The 18,368-nt window shown below is 74.4% G+C and carries 4 protein-coding genes; 1 reads left to right on the forward strand and 3 read right to left on the reverse strand.

Going from position 1 to position 18,368, the window contains the following annotated elements; genetic code table 11:
- Positions 1 to 15,006 (reverse strand): amino acid adenylation domain-containing protein (locus ACZ4UB_RS34930; RefSeq protein WP_468076588.1); only part of this gene is annotated, 15,006 nt, incomplete at its 3' end.
- Between the two features lie 194 nt (positions 15,007 to 15,200).
- Between ACZ4UB_RS34930 and ACZ4UB_RS34935 the strand changes: the two genes are divergently transcribed.
- Positions 15,201 to 16,124 carry an ornithine carbamoyltransferase gene (locus tag ACZ4UB_RS34935; RefSeq protein WP_468076590.1) on the forward strand — a complete coding sequence of 308 codons (924 nt, stop codon included), beginning with the start codon at positions 15,201 to 15,203 and terminating at the stop codon, positions 16,122 to 16,124.
- Between the two features lie 24 nt (positions 16,125 to 16,148).
- On the opposite strand, the gene ACZ4UB_RS34940 is transcribed toward ACZ4UB_RS34935, so the two are convergent.
- The gene (locus ACZ4UB_RS34940) at positions 16,149 to 17,594 is read right to left on the reverse strand and encodes an amidase family protein (protein WP_468076592.1); all 1,446 of its coding nucleotides are present in this window, start codon (positions 17,592 to 17,594) and stop codon (positions 16,149 to 16,151) included.
- Positions 17,587 to 18,348 carry a thioesterase II family protein gene (locus tag ACZ4UB_RS34945; RefSeq protein WP_468076594.1) on the reverse strand — a complete coding sequence of 254 codons (762 nt, stop codon included), beginning with the start codon at positions 18,346 to 18,348 and terminating at the stop codon, positions 17,587 to 17,589. Before ACZ4UB_RS34945 ends, ACZ4UB_RS34940 begins: the two co-directional genes overlap by 8 nt.
- Between the last annotated feature and the right edge of the window lie 20 nt (positions 18,349 to 18,368).

The following is an 18,368-nucleotide window of genomic DNA, read 5'->3' on the forward strand; positions in this document are numbered from 1 at the left end:
CGAGACCTCCACCACCTCCCACACCACAGCCGCGTCCGCCACCGGCACCACCCGCTGATACGGCACACCATCCACCGCCGCGAACACCGTCCGCAGACTCTCGTGCCGACCCACCACATCACCCACCGCGAGCTCCAACGCACCCGCGTCCAACTCACCCTCCAACCGCAACACCAACGGAACGTTGTACGTCGCGGACGGACCCTCCAACGCGTGCAGGAACCACAACCGACGCTGCGCCGCCGACAACGGCACCCGCGCCGGACGCACACCCGCCGACAACCCCCGACGCGCCACCTCCGCACCCACCACGCGCAACGCCAACCCCGCCACCGTCGGCGACTCGAACACCGCGCGCACGGGGAGTTCGACGCCGAAGGCCGTACGGATGCGGCTGATCAGCCGGGTGGCGCGCAGCGAGTGCCCGCCGAGTTCGAAGAAGCCGTCGTCGACGCCGACCCGGTCGACGCCGAGCACCTCGGCGAAGAGCCCCTGGAGGATCTGCTCCGCCGGGCTGCCGGGGCCGCGGTCCGCCGCGGTGTCCGCGCGGCCGGGCACCGGCAGCGCGTCGCGGTCCACCCGACCGCTCGCGGTGAGCGGCAGCCGGTCGAGGACCACCACGGTGGCCGGGACCAGGTGGTCGGGCAGGGTGGCCCGGGCGAAGGCCGTGACGGCGCCGGGCGCGACGGTGGCGCCGGGGGCCGCGACCAGGTACGCGACGAGGGACCCGTCGCGCACCGCCACGGCGGCCTGGGCGACGTCGTCGTGCTCGGCCAGGACGGCCTCCAGCCGCGTCGGCCGGACGGTGAAGCCCGGCAGCGGCAGCGGCGCCCCGACGAACTCCAGCTCGCCCTCGGCGGTCCAGCGCACCAGGTCCGCGGTACGGACCATCCGCGCGCCGTCCGGGCCGAAGGGGTCGTCGACCACCGTGGGCGCGGAGCCGAGCAGCGGCCCGCCGACGTAGAGCTCGCCGACGACGCCCGGCGGGACCGGGCACAGGCCGGCGTCGAGCACGTACAGGGCGGTGCCGGGCAGCGGGGCGCCGAGCGGCACCACGGTGTCCCAGTCGTCCGGGTCGCAGGCGCGTTCGGTGACGGTGCCGGCGGCCTCGGTCAGCGAATAGCCGTACCACAGCGGGACGTCCACGGCGTCGAACCAGGCCCGCTGGAGCGGCTCGGCCAGGGCCTCGCCGGAGCAGAGCACGCGCCGCAGGCCGGCCTGCGCCAGCGCCGGGTCGGCGAGCAGCACGGCGAGCTCGGAGGGCGTGACGTGCAGCGTGGTGGCGCCCCGCGGGGAGGCCGGGGCCAGGGGGGCCGTGCGCTCGCCGCGCACGACGGTCGCGCCGGCGGTGAGCGGCCAGAGCAGCTCGTCGATCTCGCCCGCGGTCCCCGGCTCGGCGGCCGACCGGACCCGGTCGGTGGCGTCCAGGCCGTGGACGGCCTGGCGGGCCGCGATCCGGGCCGCGACGACGTCCTGCGGTACGACGACGGAGGTACCGGTGCGGGTGCGCAGGGTGAGGGGTTCGCCGGCGACGACGGCCGCCAGGATTCCGGCGGGCGGCTGCGCCAGCAGCTGCCCGTAGGTCGTTTCGACGTCCCCGTCGACGAGCGCGACGGCGTCCGCCGGGTGCGCGCCGATCAGTTCGAGCAGGGTCGGCGCGGCCACCGGGGCGCCGCCGTCGCGGCCGGTCACGGCGTGCGGCAGGGCGATCCGGTCCACGACGACGTCCGCGTCGGCGGCGACCGTCTCCAGCAGGTGCGCGAACTGCGCGGCCATCCGCCGCGCCGTGCTCGCGTCGAAGAGGTCCTCGGCGTACTCCAGGTCGATGCCGATGCCCTCGGCGGACCCGTCCGCGCCGACCTTCTCCTGCACGTGCAGGGTCAGGTCGAAGCGGGCCGCGCCCATCTCGACGTCCTCGTCGAAGGAGGCGTCCAGACCGGCGAGCGCGAAGTCGCCCTCGTCGTCGTTCTCGAAGACGAGCATCACCTGGAAGAGCGGGTGGTGCCCCAGCGAACGCCCGGGGCGGACCACGTCCACCAGTCGCTCGAAGGGCACGTCCTGGTGCGCGAAGGCCGCCAGGTCCGCCTCGCGGACCCGGCCCAGCAGGTCGCGGAAGGACGGGGAGCCGGACACGTCGGTGCGCAGCACGAGGGTGTTGACGAAGAAGCCGACGAGGTCCTGGAGGGCGTCGTCCGTCCGGCCCGCGATCGGGGTGCCGATCGGGACGTCGGATCCGGCGCCCAGCTTGGACAGCAGCAGGGCGAGGGCGGACTGCACCACCATGAACAGGGTCGTGTTCGTCTCCCGCGCCACCGCCTGGAGGCGGCCGTGCAGCGCGGCGGGGATGCGGATGGCGACCTCGGCGCCGCGGTGGGTGGCCTCGGCGGGCCGCAGTCGGTCCGTCGGCAGGGGCAGCAGCTCGGGAATGCCGTCGAGGGCGTCCTTCCACCACGACAGCTGGCCGCTGACGACGCTGTCCGGGTCGTCCTCGGACCCGAGCAGTTCGGACTGCCACAGCGTGTAGTCGGCGTACTGGACCGGCAGCCCGGGCCAGCGCGGGGCGCGGTCGGCCCGGCGGGCGGCGTAGGCGGCCGACAGGTCACGGGCGAGCGCCCCGGTCGACCAGCCGTCACTGGCGATGTGGTGGACCAGCAGGAGCAGCCGGTGCTCGTCCGGACCGTCGCTGAACAGGGTGGCGCGCAGCGGGGGTTCGCGGTCGAGGTCGAAGGTGTGCCGGGCCGCCTCGGCGGGATCCGCGACACCGGTGATCAGTACGGGCCGGGCCTCGTCGACCCCGAGCACCCGCTGGTACGGGGTGCCGTCGGCGTCGGACGGGAACACCGTGCGCAGCGTCTCGTGCCGGGCCACGACGTCGCCCAGCGCCGCTTCGAGGGCGGGGACGTCGAGCGCTCCGGTGAGCCGGATCAGCAGCGGCACGTTGTAGGTCGTGCTCGGGCCCTCGAGCCGGTGCAGGAACCACAGGCGCTGCTGGGCGAAGGAGAGGGGCACGCGCGCGGGGCGCTCCTTGCGGACCAGGGCGGGCCGGTCGGGGGCGGCGCCGTCGATCCGGGTGGCGAGTCCGGCCACCGTCGGCTCGGCGAACAGCGAGCGGACGGTCAGTTCCGCCCCGAGCTGGGACCTGATCCGGCTGAGCAGCCGGATCGCGGACAGCGAGTGGCCGCCCAGGTCGAAGAAGTTGTCGTCGATGCCGACGGCGGAGACGCCCAGGGTCTCGGCGAAGATGCCGGCGATGATCTCCTCGGCGAGGGTGCGCGGGGCGCGCCGCACGACGGCGGCGGCGAGGTCCTCGGCCGGGAGTTCGTCGGGGATCCGTGCGCCGACGACGAAGGCGGCGGGCATCAGGTAGTCGGGCAGGACGGTCTCGGCGAGGCGCCGGGCGGAGGTCGCGTCGCCGTCGTGGACGACGTACGCGACGACCCGGGCGGAGCCGGCCACGACGGCGGCGTCCGCGAAGACCTCGCGCAGCCGGGCCGCGACCTCCGCGGGGATGACGCGGAAGCCGCGCACCACGCGGACGTCCTCGGGGCGTCCGAGCGCTTCGGTGGCGCCGTCCGGGGCGCGGCGCGCCAGCTCGCCGGAGGGGAGCGTGGCGACCACGCCGGGGGGCACGGGCCGTCCTTCGGCGTCGACGAGCGCCGTGGCGCGCTCGTCCTCGGCGAGCAGGTCGATGGCCGAGACGGGCGCCGTCGGGTCTGCGGCGGCCGCGGTGAGCAGCCGGATGAGGCGGTCACCGAAGGCGTCCATCGTCGCCCGGTCGAACAGGTCGGTGGCGTACTCGATCTCGCCGACGATGCCGGCCGGCTCGCCGTCCGGGCCGTAGCGCTCCTGCAGGCGGACGTCCATGTCGAACTTGGAGGCGTCGCCGACCACGTCCTCGAGCCGGGTCTCCAGGCCGGGGACGGCCAGCGTGACCTCGTCGAAGTTCTCGAAGGTCAACATGACCTGGTAGAGCGGGTGTCGGGCGAGCGACCTGACGGGGTTGACCACCTCGACGAGCCGCTCGAAGGGCACGTCCTGGTGCGCGAAGGCGGCCAGGTCGGTCTCCCGGACCCGGTCGAGCAGCTCGGGGAAGGTGGGGTCGCCGGAGACGTCCGTGCGCAGCACGAGCGTGTTGACGAAGTAGCCGAAGAGGTCTTCCAGCGCCTCGTCGGTGCGCCCCGCGACGGGGGTGCCGATGGCGATGTCGGTGCCGCCGCCGAGCCGGCTCAGCAGGGCGACCAGACCGGCCTGGATGGTCATGAACAGCGTGGTGTTGGCCGTGCGGGCGAGCCGCAGCAGGGCCTCGTGCAGCGCGGCGTCCAGGCGCAGCGGTGCCTCGGCGCCGCCGTAGGTGGCCACCGGCGGGCGGGGCCGGTCGGTGGGCAGGTCCACGAGCTCGGGCAGGCCGCGCAGGGTCTCGGTCCAGTAGGCGAGCTGCCGGGAGATCGCGCTGTCGGGGTCGTCCTCGCGTCCGAGCAGCTCGCGCTGCCAGAGGGTGTAGTCGGCGTACTGCACGGACAGCGGCGCCCAGTCGGGGGCGCGGCCCGCGGCCCGCGCCGTGTAGGCGAGGGACAGGTCGTCACCGAGCAGGGTCTCCGACCAGCCGTCGCTGGCGATGTGGTGCATGAGCGGCAGCAGGGCGTGCTCGTCCTCGGCGAGCCGGAACAGGGTGCCGCGGATGGGCAGTTCATCGACCAGGTCGAAGTGGTGGCGGGCGGCCTCGGCCAGGGCCGATTCCAGGTGCCGCTCGTCGTCGACGTCGACGAGGGTCAGCTCCACCACCGCTTCGTCCGCGGGCACGATGTGCTGGTACGGGGTGCCGTCGGCCTCGCGGAAGAGGGTGCGCAGCCCCTCGTGGCGGGCGACCACGTCGTGCAGGGCGGTGTGCAGTGCCGGCACGTCGAGCGGTCCGGAGAACCGCATGACGAGCGGCACGTTGTAGGTCGAGCTGGGGCCTTCGAGCCGGTTGAGGAACCACAGTCCGCGCTGCCCGAAGGAGAGCGGCACCCGTTCGGGGCGCTCCATGGGCACCAGGGCGGGCCTGGCCTGGCCGGCCTGGTCGGTCCAGCCCGCGAGCCCGGCGACGGTCGGCGTCTCGAACAGGGCCCGGACGGGCACCTCCACGCCCAGCGCGGACCGGATGCGGCTGATCAGTCGGGTGGCGAGGAGCGAGTGGCCGCCCAGCGCGAAGAAGTTGTCGTCGATCCCGACCCGGTCCACGCTCAGCACGTCGGCGAAGAGGACCGCGAGGAGTTCCTCGCGCGGATTGCGCGGCCGTCGGCCCTCCGCGGCGCCGGTCAGGGCCGGGGCGGGCAGGGCCTTGCGGTCGAGCTTGCCGTTCGGGGTGAGCGGCAGCTTCTCCAGCGTGACGAAGGCGGCGGGGACCATGTGCGCGGGCAGCACGGCCGCGACGTGGTCGCGGGCGCGGTCGGTGTCGCCGCCGACGAGGTAGGCGGTGAGCCGCAGGTCGCCGGGCTGGTCCTCGCGGACCACGACGGCGGCCTGGGTGACGTCCGGCGCCCCGAGGACGGCGGACTCGATCTCGCCGAGCTCGATCCGGAAGCCGCGGATCTTCACCTGGTCGTCGGCCCGGCCGAAGTAGGACAGCGTGCCGTCGGCGGCCCGGCGGGCCAGGTCTCCGGTGCGGTACATCCGGGTGCCGGGGGCGCCGTAGGGGTCGGCGACGAACCGGGTCGCGCTGAGTCCGGGGCGGCCGAGGTAGCCGCGGGCCAGGCCCGCTCCGGCGACGTACAGCTCGCCGGTGGTCCCGGCCGGGACGGGCTGGAGCCCCTGGTCGAGGACGTACACGCGCAGGTCGGGGATGCCGACGCCGACGACGCTGGCGGCGGTGGCGGCCGCGGTGACCCGGTCGAAGGCCTGGTGGGTGACGTGCACCGTGGTCTCGGTGATGCCGTACATGTTGACCAGTACGGGGGCGTCGTCGGCGTGCCGGTCGTACCAGGAGGCGAGCCGTCCCGGGTCGAGCGCCTCACCGCCGAAGATCACGTACCGCAGGGCCAGGTCCGTGCCCGGCTCCTCCTCGTCGGCCCGCATGAGCTGGTAGAAGGCGGACGGGGTCTGGTTCAGGACCGTGACGCGCTCGTCGCTCAGCATCCGCAGGAAGTCGAGCGGGGAGCGGCTGACGTCCTGTGGCACCACGACGAGCTTGCCGCCGCGCAGCAGCGGACCCCACAGCTCCCAGACGGAGAAGTCGAAGGCGTAGGAGTGGAACAGGGTCCACACGTCGGACTCGTCGAAGCCGAACCACTGGTCGGTCTGGGTGAAGAGCCGCACGACGTTCTGGTGCGGGACGACCACGCCCTTGGGCTGTCCGGTGGAGCCGGAGGTGTAGATGATGTAGGCGCCGTTGTCCGGGCGCAGCGCGGGGCGCGCCGGGTCGGTGACGGGGCCGTCGGCGGGCAGTTCGTCGATGACGACGCGGGTGATGCCCTCGGGCAGCGCCACGTCGGTGCCGGCGCCGGTCACGACGGCGGCCGGCCGGGCGTCCGCCAGGACGTAGGCGATGCGCTCGGCCGGGTAGTTCGGGTCGAGCGGCAGGTAGACGGCGCCGGCCTTGAGGACGCCGAGGACGCCCACCACGAGGTCCGCGCCGCGCGGCAGGGCGAGCGCGACCACGGTCTCGGGTCCGACGCCCTGCGCGAGGAGGGTGTGGGCGAGCCGGTTGGCCCGGGCGTTGAGCTGCTCGTAGGTCAGTCGCTCCGCGCCGGCGACGAGTGCGGTCGCCCCGGGGTGCGCGGCGACGGCGGCCTCGAACAGCGCGGGCACGGTGGTCCGTTCGGACGGCTCGGGGGCCGCCGCGGTCCACTGCTCCAGCAGTTCCCGGCGCTCGGTCGGGGCCAGGATGTCCGTCTGCCACAGCCCCTGGTCCGGGTCGGCCACGACCGCCCGCAGGAGCCGGGCCAGCCGGTCGACGATCTGCTCCACGGTGGACCGGTCGAACAGGTCGGTGGCGTATTCGACCAGGCCCGACAGGCCCGCGGGCTCGCCGTCGGGGCCGTGGTTCTCCTGCATGTCGAAGTCGAGGTCGAACTTGGCGACGCCGGAGCCGACGTCCTCCAGGCCGGCCCGCAGACCGGGCAGGCCCAGGTCCGCCTCGGCGTTGTTCTGGAAGAGGATCATGACCTGGAACAGCGGGTGGTGCGCGAGCGAGCGGGTCGGGTTGAGCACCTCGACCAGGCGCTCGAACGGCACCTCCTGGTGCGCGTAGGCGGCCAGGTCGGTCTCGCGGACCCGGGCCAGCAGTTCCCGGAAGGTCGGGTTCCCCGAGGTGTCGGTGCGCAGCACCAGGGTGTTGACGAAGAATCCGATCAGCTCGTCGAGCGCCTCGTCGGTGCGTCCGGCGATGACGCCGCCGAGCGGGATGTCGTCGCCGGCGCCGAGCCGGGTCAGCAGTCCGGCCACCGCCGCCTGGAACACCATGAAGAGCGTGGTGTTGGTGTGGCGGGCGAGTTCGAGCAGGCGGCCGTGCAGTTCGGCGTCGAGTTCGAAGCGGACCTCGTCGCCGCGGAAGGAGGCCGCGGCCGGGCGGGGCCGGTCGGTCGGCAGTTCCAGCTGCTCCGGGAGCCCGCCGAGGTTCTGCTGCCAGTAGGCGAGCTGGCGCGACAGCAGGCTCTGCGGGTCGTCCTCGGAGCCGAGCAGTTCCCGCTGCCAGAGCGTGTAGTCGGCGTACTGGACGGGCAGCGGGGCCCAGGCCGGTGCGCGGCCCTCGGTCCGGGCGCCGTAGGCGACGGAGAGGTCCCGTGCGAAGGGGGCGTCGGACCAGCCGTCGCTCGCGATGTGGTGCAGCAGGAAGAGCAGGACGTGCTCGGTCTCCGAGAGCCGGAACAGCGTGATGCGCAGCGGGAGTTCGGTGGCGAGGTCGAAGCCGTAGCGGGTGGCGACGGCCAGCTGCTCGGCGAGGCCCTGCTCGTCGGTCTCGACCAGGGTGACCTCGGGCTGCTCCGCCTCGGTGATCAGCTGGTAGGGCTGCCCGTCGACCTCGGGGAAGCGGGTGCGCAGGCTCTCGTGCCGCGCCACGATGTCACCGAAGGCGGCTTCGAGCGCTTCGCGGTCGAGGGCTCCCGACATGCGCAGCAGCAGCGGGACGGTGTAGGTCGCGCTGCGGCCTTCGAGCCGGTACAGGAACCACAGGCGCCACTGCGCCGCCGAGACGGGGACGTGCTCCGGCCGCGGCATCGGGGCGAGGGCGAGGCGGGACTGCTCGGCGCCCCCCAGCCGTTCGGCGAGTTCGGCGACGGTGGGGGCCTCGAAGAGGTGCCGGATGGCCAGTTCGACGCTGAACATCGAGCGGATGCGGCTGAGCAGCCGGATCGCGGTGAGCGAGTGCCCGCCGAGCTCGAAGAAGCTGTCGTCGATGCCGACGACCGGCACGCCGAGGACGGCGGCGAAGAGACCGCAGAGGATCTCCTGCTCCGGGGTGCGCGGTGCGCGGAAGGAGAGGGCGACGGCGGCGCCGTCCGGGGCCGTCGGTACGGCGACCTCGGTGGCCGTCGGTGCGACGGCGGTGGCCGCTCCCGTGGTGACCAGCTCGCCGACGCGAGCGCCGGCGTCGTCGACGAAGGCGGTGAGCAGGCGGACGAGGTCGGCGGCGAGCGCGCCGATCTGGGCCGCGTCCAGCAGGTCCGGGCGGTACTCCAGGCGCAGCTTGAGCTGCGCGCCGGGCAGCACCGACAGGGTCAGCGGGTAGTGGGTGGCGTCGTGGTCCTCCAGCACGCCGGCGCGCAGGCCGGGTGCGGGCTCCCACACGTCGTCGTCATCGTGCGGGTAGTTCTCGACGACGGTCAGCGTGTCGAAGAGTTCGCCCAGCCCGCCCAGGCGCTGTACGTCGTTCAGCCCGAGGTACTGGTGCGCGATCAGCCGGGACTGCTCGTCCTGGACGCGTTCCATCAGCTGGCGCAGGGACTCCGCCCCGTCGAGGCGGACCCGGACGGGCAGCGTGTTGATGAACATGCCGACCATCGCCTCGCTGCCGGCGAGTTCCGCGGCGCGGCCGGAGTACGTGGTGCCGAACACCACGTCCTCGCGCCCGGTGCGGGCACCGAGCAGCAGGCTCCACAGGCCCTGGACGGCGGTGTTGAGGGTGATGCCGTATTCGCGCAGGCGGTCCTGGAGCCGCCCCGACACCGTGTCGGGCAGGTCGCAGTAGACCTGCACGGGACGGGCGGGCGCCGCCGAGGAGGGCTCGGCGAGCAGGGTCGGCGCGGCGAGCCCGGCCAGCGCTTCGCGCCAGACGTCGTGGGCGGCCGTGCGGTCCTGTTGGGCCAGCCAGGCGAGGTGGTCGCGGAAGGCGGCGGGCTCGGGCAGGGTCTCGCCGCGGTAGAGCGCGAACAGCTCGTCCAGCAGCAGCTGCATGGACCAGCCGTCGAAGAGGATGTGGTGGTTGACGAGGACGAGGCGGTGCTCGTCCTCGGCGAGCCGGACCAGGGTGAACCGCAGCAGCGGCGGCCGGCTCAGGTCGAAGCGCTCGGCGCGCGCCTCGGCCACGACCCGGGCCAGGGCGCCCTCGCGCTCGGCCGCGGGGAGGTCGGCGAGGTCGACGTCGCGCCACGGCAGTTCGAGGCCGTCGACGACGACCTGCACGGGCTGGGGCAGGCCCGCGTGGTGGAAGCCCGCCCGCAGGTTCGGGTAGCGCTCCAGGACGCCCGCCGCGGCGGCGCGCAGGGCGCCGGCGTCCAGCGGGCCGCTCAGCGCGAAGACCTCCTGGACGGAGTAGACGTCGGCGCCGTCGGAGTCGTAGAGGGCGTGGAAGAGCAGGCCCTCCTGGAGCGGGGCGAGCGGCAGCACCTCGACGATGCCGGGCAGGGCGCCCTCCAACTCCTCGATGTCGCCCTGCGAGAGGTCCACGAGCGGCAGGTCGGAGGGGGTCAGGCCACCGGCGTCGACGGTGGCGAGGGCGGTCAGCGCGGCGAACCAGCCCTCGGCGAGGTCGCGGACCTCGTCCTCGCTCAGCAGGCCCTCGGCCCAGGTCCAGGTCGCGACCAGGCGCGGCCCGTCGGCGTGGTCGACGGTGACGGCGTCCAGCTCGATGCCGAGGCCGAGCGGGGCGGCGTCGTCGAAGCCCGCGCCGAGGGCCGGGGCCTCCGGCGCCGGGGCCCAGTCGGCCAGTTCGGGGGCCGCGTAGCGGCCCAGGTAGTTGAAGCCCAGCTGGGGGCGGGCGTAGTCGGCGAGCGCCGCGACGGTCCGCGGGTTGCGGTGGCGCAGCATGCCGTAGCCGATGCCGTTGTCCGGGACCGCGAGCAGCTGCTCCTTGACGAGCTTGAGGGCGCGGACGCCGTCCACGCCGCCCGCGTCGACCCGGACGGGGTACGCGCTGGTGAACCAGCCGACGGTACGGGTGAGGTCGACCCCGTCCGCGATGTCCTCGCGGCCGTGGCCCTCCAGTTCAAGGAGCAGCGCCGCGGCGTCGACGCCGCGGCGGCCGCGCCAGTCGGCGACCGCCAGCGCGAGACCGGTGACCAGCACGTCCCGCACGCCGGCGCGGACGGCGGCGGGGACCGCGCCGAGCAGCGGGGCGGTGGCGCCGGCGGGCAGGGTGAGGGTGAGGGTGCCGGCCGCGGCCCGGGTGTCGAGGGTCGGGTCGAGGGGGCGGCCGCCGAGCAGCGGGTCGGGCGTCTCCATGATCGAGCGCCACAGCGGCAGTTCACCGGCGCGGCGGTCCGCCTCCTCGTCGAGGAGGGCGCTCCAGCGCCGCAGCGAGGTGCCGACGGGTTCGAGGGCCTCGCCCTCCCAGGCGGCCCGCAGGTCACCGAGGAGCGGCTGCCAGGACACGCCGTCCACGGCGAGGTGGTGCACGAGCAGCAGCAGTCGCCCGGGGGCGGTTCCGGCGTCGAACCACACCGCGCGCACGAGGTCGCCCTGGTACGGGTCCAACTCGGCCTGGGCGCGGCGGTGGTGCTCCTCGATCACGCGGCTCAGCGCCTCGGCGTCGGCCACGGACGCGGCGACGTCCACGCGGCGCACGGCGGCGGCGCGCGTGCCCGGCGCGGGGACGGAGAACTGCTGCTCCTCGTCGAGCGTCAGGCGCAGCGCGTCGTGCCGGTCGAGGACCGCCTGGAGCGCGCCGGTGAGCCGGTCGGCGCCCAGGTCGGCGGGCACCACGAGCAGCATCGACTGGTGGTACCCGGCGAGGGGGCCGCCGAGTTCGAGCAGCTCGGCCATGACCGGGGTGGGCAGCAGGCCGCCGGTCGCGACGTCCCGGACGGCCGGGGCGGCGGGCGCCGCCGTGCGGGCGGCCACCGCGAGGCGGGCGACGGTCTTGTGCTCGAAGACGTGCCGCGGGGTGATGTGCAGCCCCGCCTTGCGGGCGCGGCTGACCAGCTTGATGGAGACGATGCTGTCGCCGCCGAGGTCGAAGAAGCCCTCGTGCAGGCCGACTTCCGGCAGGCCGAGGACCTCGGCGAAGAGCGCGGCGAGCAGTTCCTCCTCGGGCGTGCCCGCGGCGGCGGGGCCCTCGGCCGCGGGGGCGGGCAGCGCGCCGGTGTCGAGACGGCCGTCCGCGGTGCGCGGCAGCTCGGCGAGGGTGACGTAGGTGTCCGGGACCAGGTAGTCGGGCAGCGTGCGGGCGAGGTGCTCGCGCAGGTCGACGGCGCGCACCGAGAGGCCGGGGGTGGGCACGACGTAGGCGACGAGGCCGTCCGCCACGGCCGCCTCGACGAGCGCGGGGTGGGCGAGCAGCGCGGCGACGGTACGGGTGACGTCGAGCGGGGCGCCGCCCACGAGGACCGGCGCACCGAGGCGTTCGAGGCGGCCGTCGACGGTGTACCGGGCCGGGGCGCCGTCGAGCGTGCCGGTGACGCCGTCGGGCACCAGGGCGCCGGACGCGTCGACGACGTGGGCGGGGCGGCCGGTGAGCGCCGCGCGCTCGTCGCCGGTGAGCAGGTCGATCTCGGCGATCCGGCGCGCGGGGTCGGCGACCGCGGCGCGCAGCAGTCGGGCCAGTCGGCCGACCAGGGCGTCGACGGTGGAACCGTCGAAGAGGTCGGTGGAGTATTCGGCGACCACGTCCACGCCGGCGGGCGTGCCGTCGGCCGCGAAGCGCTCCTGGAGGCGCAGGTCGAGGTCGAACTTGGCGACCCCGGTGGCGGCCTCGTCCACCTCGACGGTGAGGCCGGGCAGCGCGGGGCCGGCCAGGCCCAGGTTCTCGAAGGTCAGCATCACCTGGAACAGCGGGTGGTGCGCGAGCGAGCGGGCTGGGTTGAGCGCCTCGACCAGTCGGTCGAAGGGCACGTCCTGGTGCGGGTAGGCGGCCACGGCGGCGCCGTGCACGCGGTCCAGGAGCTCCTGGAAGCTCGGGTCGCCCGAGGTGTCCGTGCGCAGCACCAGGGTGTTGACGAAGTAGCCGACGAGTCCGTCGAGCTGCTCGTCGGAGCGTCCCGCGGACGGGGTGCCGAGGGCGATGTCGGTGCCGGCGCCGAGCCGGGTCATGAGCGCGGCGAGCGCGGCCTGCACCACCATGAAGACGGTCCGGCCGGTGGCGCGGGCGAGCGCGGTGACGTCCCGGTGCAGCGCGGCGTCGAGGCGGGTGCGCAGTTCGTCGCCGCGGAAGCTGGCGGCCGGGGGGCGGGGGCGGTCGGTGGGCAGGCCGACGAGCTGGGGCAGACCGGCGAGCGCGGTCCGCCAGTAGTCGATGCCCTCGGCCTCGGCCGCGCCCTGCCACAGGGTGTAGTCGGCGTAGGTCACGGGCAGTTCGGTCCACTGCGGCGCGTGTCCGGCGCGGCGGGCCGCGTAGGCCAGGGACAGGTCCTCGATCAGCGGTCGCTCGGACCAGCCGTCGGCCGCGATGTGGTGCATCAGCAGCAGCAGGGTGTGCTCGTCCGTCCCGGTCCGGGAGAACAGGGTGGCCCGCAGGGGGACTTCGGCGTGCAGGTCGAAGGGGTGGCGCGCCGCTTCGGCGACGGCGGCCTCGACGTCCGCGGTGGTGACGACGGTGAGCTCGGCGGGGGTGTCGAGGACGACCTGACGGGCGACGCCGTCGGTCTCCGGGAAGACGGTCCGCAGGGTCTCGTGCCGTTCGGCGACGTCGCGGACGGCGGCGCGCAGCGCCTGCGCGTCCAGCTCGCCGGTCAGCCGCAGCACCAGGGGGATGTTGTAGGTCGCGCTCGCGCCCTCCAGCCGGTGCAGGAACCACAGGCCGCGCTGGGCGTGCGAGAGCGGCATCGGGTCCGGGCGTTCGCCGCGGACCAGCGCCGGCCGGGCGGCCCCGGCCTCGTCGAGGCGGGCGGCCAGGCCGGCCACCGTCGGGGCCTCGAAGAGGGCGCGCAGGGACACCTCGCGGTCGAGCGCGGTGCGGATGCGGCTGATCAGCCGGGCGGCGAGCAGGGAGTCGCCGCCGAGGTCGAAGAAGCCGTCGTCCACGCCGATCCGGTCGATGCCCAGGACGTCGGCGAAGAGGCCGCCGAGGATCTCCTCGGCGGGCGTGCGCGGAGCACGGCCCGCGCCGGCGCCGACGGTGACCTCGGGCGCGGGCAGCGCGGCGCGGTCCAGCTTGCCGTTCGGGGCGAGCGGCAGCGCGTCCAGGAGCACGTAGGCGGACGGCACCATGTGTTCGGGCAGCCGGGCGGCCAGCCGGTCGTGCACGGTGGCGGTGTCCACCGCGCCGACGAGGTAGGCGACGAGGCGCTGCTGTCCGGGCCGGTCCTCGCGCACGGTCACGGCGGCCTGGGCCACCTCGGCCAGCTCGGTGAGCGCCGCTTCGATCTCGCCCAGCTCGATGCGGAAACCGCGGACCTTGACCTGGTCGTCGGCGCGGCCGGCGAACTCGACGAGGCCGTCGGCGTTCCAGCGGGCGAGGTCACCGGTGCGGTACATGCGCTCGCCCTCGGCGAACGGGGAGGCGACGAACCGCTGGGCCGTCAGCTCCGGTCGGCCCAGGTAGCCGCGGGCCAGCTGGACGCCCGCCACGTACAGCTCGCCCTCCGCTCCCGGCTCCACGGGGCGCAGCGCGGCGTCGAGGATGTGGACCTCGGTGCCGGCGACCGGGGTGCCGATGGGGACGGACCGGTGGGAGTCCCCGGGCCGCACCTCGTAGGCCGTGACGTCGATCGAGGCTTCGGTCGGGCCGTAGTGGTGGCCGAGCCGCAGACCCAGCTTGGTGACGACCTCGTCGGCCAGGGACGGCGGCAGCACCTCGCCCGCGACGAAGAGCAGCCGCAGGGCGAGGCCGGGGGTGTCGCGGAGCGCGGGGAGCGCGACGGACAGCAGCGAGGGGACGAACTGGGCGACGGTGACGCCGTGTTCGGCGGCGTAGGCGAGCAGCAGGTGCGGCAGGCCGAGCACGTCGTCGGGGGCCACGCAGATCGTCGCGCCGGCGATCAGCGGCAGCCAGATCTCGGAGCCCGCCGCGTCGAAGCTGAAGGCGGTGCGGGCGAGCACCACGTCGTCGGCGTCGATCCGCCACTCGGCGGCCTGCCACAGCATGTGGTTGGCGACGCCCCGGTGCGGTACGACGACGCCCTTGGGCAGACCCGTCGAGCCGGAGGTGTAGATGACGTAGGCGGCGTTCGCGGTGTCGAGGGCGACCTCGGGCGCGGTGTCCGCGCCGGAGGTCAGGTCGATCTCGTCGAGGAGCACGACGGGGGCCCCGACCTCGGGCAGCGCACCGCGCGTGGCGGTGTCGGTGACCAGGGCCGAGGGGCGGCCGTCGGACAGCATGTGCGCGATCCGCCGGGCGGGGTAGCGCGGGTCGACCGGCAGGTAGGCCGCGCCGGTCTTCAGCACGGCCAGCATCGCGACCACCGCGTCGGCGGAGCGCGGCAGCGCCAGGGCGACGACCCGTTCCGGTCCCGCGCCGAGGTCGACGAGCCGGTGCGCCAGCCGGTTGGCCCGGCGGTCGAGCTCGGCGTAGCTGAGAACGGTCGCGCCGAAGATCACGGCGGGGTGATCGGGGGTACGTCGTACCCGTGCCTCGACCAGAGCGGGCAGCGGCATCGTCGCCACATCGCCGTCCAGGTCCGACCCGATCGGATTGCGCGTCGCACGACGGTCCACGCTGCTGACTCCTGTACTTCGACGAGAACTCGGAAGCGGCCGGAACGTGCATACGTCCGACACGTTTCCAGACCGTACGGAGCGGCATTTTCAGCGTGTTATCGAGACCCCATCCGGTCTGCTTCGCAGGTCGATACCGGCCTGATATGCGGCGCCTCTACATTGCGAAGCCCGCTGAGCACAGGAGTCGCGCAATGGTCCGCAAACACGTCATCTCGTTGGCCGATATCCCCGATGTCGATCTCTACCGGATCGTGGAAAGGGGAAAGCAATTCGCTTCCGGGGAGTGGTCGCAGGAGACGCTCGCCGGCGCGGTCGTCGGCATCTACTTCAAGGCGACGTCCACGCGCACGCGCACGGCGTTCTCGTCCGCGGCCCTGCGCCTGGGCGCGCGCCTGATCACCTACGGCCCGCACGACCTCCAGCTCAACACGGGCGAGACCACGCAGGACACCGGACGGGTCCTGGGCGGCATGCTGGACGCCCTGGTCGCCCGTACGGCCGGCAGCGTCGAGGAGCTGCGCGCGCTGGCCGCGCAGGACGGGATGGCGGTGGTGAACGCGATGGGCGCGCAGGAGCACCCCACCCAGGCCCTGACCGACCTGACCGCGATGGCCGGGCACTTCGGCGATCCGGCCGGGCGCAAGGTGCTCTACCTGGGCGAGGGCAACAACACGGCCGCCGCGCTGGCGCTGGCGCTGCCGCGCTACCCGGGCACGGAGCTGCACCTGCGGACCCCGGCGGGCTACGGCGTCGATCCCGAGATCATGGTGCGGGCCAAGGAGTTCGCCGCGGCGCACGGTTCGACCGTCACCGAGCGGCACGACACCTTCGACCTGCCCGAGGGCGTCGACGTCGTGTACACCACGCGCTGGCAGACGACCGGCACGTCGAAGGCCGACGCCGACTGGCGCGAGGACTTCGTCCCCTTCCGGGTCGACGAGGCCGTCATGCGGTCCAGCCCGGACGCGGTCTTCATGCACGACCTGCCCGCGCACCGCGGCGACGAAGTCACCGCCGCGGTGCTGGACGGGCCGCGTTCGATCGCGTTCACCCAGGCCGAGGCGAAGATGCACAGCGCCGCCGCGGTGCTGGAGTGGAGCCTCGGGGCGCTGTGAGCGGGGCCTTCGGCCCCGGGAGGTTCACCGGGCGGGCGGGCGGCGGGACGGCCACGCCCGCTCGAAGCCGTGGGCGAGCCGGAACAACACCGGCTCGCTGAAGGCCCGTCCGGTGAAGGTGATCCCGACGGGCAGCCCCTCGGTCCAGCCCGCGGGCACGCTGATGGCGGGGTAGCCGGCCAGTCCGGGCGCCAGTGCGGCGCCGTGCGGATCGGGGTCGCCCTCGACCATGTCGATCGGCCACGGCGGCGGGCAGGTGGGCATGACCAGCGCGTCCAGCCGGTGCTCGTCCATGACGGCGTCGATGCCCTCCGCGCCGGCCAGCCGCCGTACGGTGGCCAGCGCCTCGCGGTACGCCGGGTCGTCCGCGTCGGGGTCGACGCCGGCCAGCATCTCCAGGATGTCCTGGTCGAAGTACTCCAGTTCGACCGCCGCGTTCTCCCGGTTCGCCTCGACCAGCGCGGCGATGGTGCGCGGATGCTCCCCGGGCGTGCGGGCGAGGTACTGGCCCAGCGCGTGCGCGGTCTCGTGCATCGCGACGGCGCCCAGCGCGGGACCGGCGAACTGGTCCGCGGTGGCGATGTCCGCGCCCTCGACGATGACCGCGCCGGCGCGCCGCATGGTCTCCAGGGCGGCGTCGGCGATCTCGTCGGCCGCCTCGCTGTAGCCGTAGAAGAACGTGCGGGGGACGCCGATGCGCATCCCGCGCAGGCCCTCCCCGTCGAGGAACGTCCGGTAGTCGAGGGTGGGCGCGCCCTCGGTCGCCCCGTCCAGCGGGTCGGGTCCCGCGATCACCGAGAGCACGTCCGCCGCGTCGGCGACCGTACGGGCGAGGGGACCGATCGAGTCGAAGCTCGGGATGCCCGGGATCATTCCCGCCCGGCTGGTGAGTCCGGTGGTCGGCTTCACCCCGACGAGGCAGTTCGCGGCGGCCGGGCCCAGGATCGATCCGATGGTCTCGGTGCCGAGCGCCACCGCGCACAGGTTCGCCGAGACGCCCACCGCGGATCCCGAGCTGGAACCGTGCGGCGAACGGTCCGTGTCGTACGGGTTGCGCGTCTGGCCGCCGCGGGCGCTCCAGCCCGCGGTGCCCAGGATCCACGAGGTCTTGTTCGCCTTGCCGAGCAGGACGGCTCCCGCGGCGCGCAGCCGGGCGACGACCGTGGCGTCGCGTTCGGGCCGGGAGCCGAGCATGACCGTGGAACCGCTCGTGGTGTGCATCCGGTCGGCGGTGTCGAGGTTGTCCTTGAGGAGCACCGGAATCCCGTGCAGCGGCCCCCGGACCGGGCCCTCGTCCAGCCGCGCCGCCTCCGCCTCGGCGTCCGGGTTCACCTCGATGACCGCGCGCAGTTCCTCGTTGTGGCGCTCGATCCGCTCCAGGTACCAGCGGGTCAGCGCGAGGGCGGTGATCCGCCCGTCGGCGAGCGCCTCCCGCAGGTGGGCCAGGCTCGCTTCGGTCGGGTCAAACAAGGGACACCACCGGGAGGGAGGAGAGTGCGGCCAGCAGGGCGGACTCGTGGTCGGTCAGGTAGAAGTGGCCGCCGGGGAAGCGGTGCGCGCTGAAGCGGCCCGTGGTGGTCTCGGCCCAGGCCTCGACGTCGTCCGCCCGGGCGTCGAGGTCGTCCTCGCCGTAGTAGGCGTGCACCGGGCAGTCGAGGGGCTCCACCGGGCCGGGACGGTAGGTCCGTACGAGCTCGAAGTCGGACCGGATCGGCGGCAGGACGAGGTCGCGCAGCTCCGGGTCCTCGAAGAGCTGGGCGTCGTACCCGCCCAGCCGCTTGACCTCGTCGACCAGTTGGTCGTCGGTCAGCGGGCCGGCCCCGCCGCGGGGCTTGCCGTCATGGGTCGACTCCCTTCGCGCGGGCGGGACCTGGCCCGAGACCAGCAGGGCGCGCACCGGCGTCCGCCGCGCGACCTCGTAGGCGATCCACGCGCCCATGCTGTGGCCGAAGAGGACGAGCGGCCGGTCGAGCAGCGATGTCAGCGCCTGCGTGACGGCCTCGGCCATCGGCTCCATCCTGTCCACGCAGGGCTCGGTCACCCGGTCCTGTCGTCCCGGGTAGCGCACCGCGAAGACCTCGACGTCGGACGGCAGCGCGGCCGGCCAGGTGCGGAATGCGCTCGGGCCCCCGCCCGCGTGCGGGAAGCAGACGAGGCGGACCCGTGGCCGCTCGACGGGCCGGTACCTCCTCAACCAGGTGCTGGCCTGCTGAACGGCAGTCATGATGCGCCTTTCGTGGGTGC

Source organism: Streptomyces sp. NPDC028419 (genome assembly GCF_055565515.1).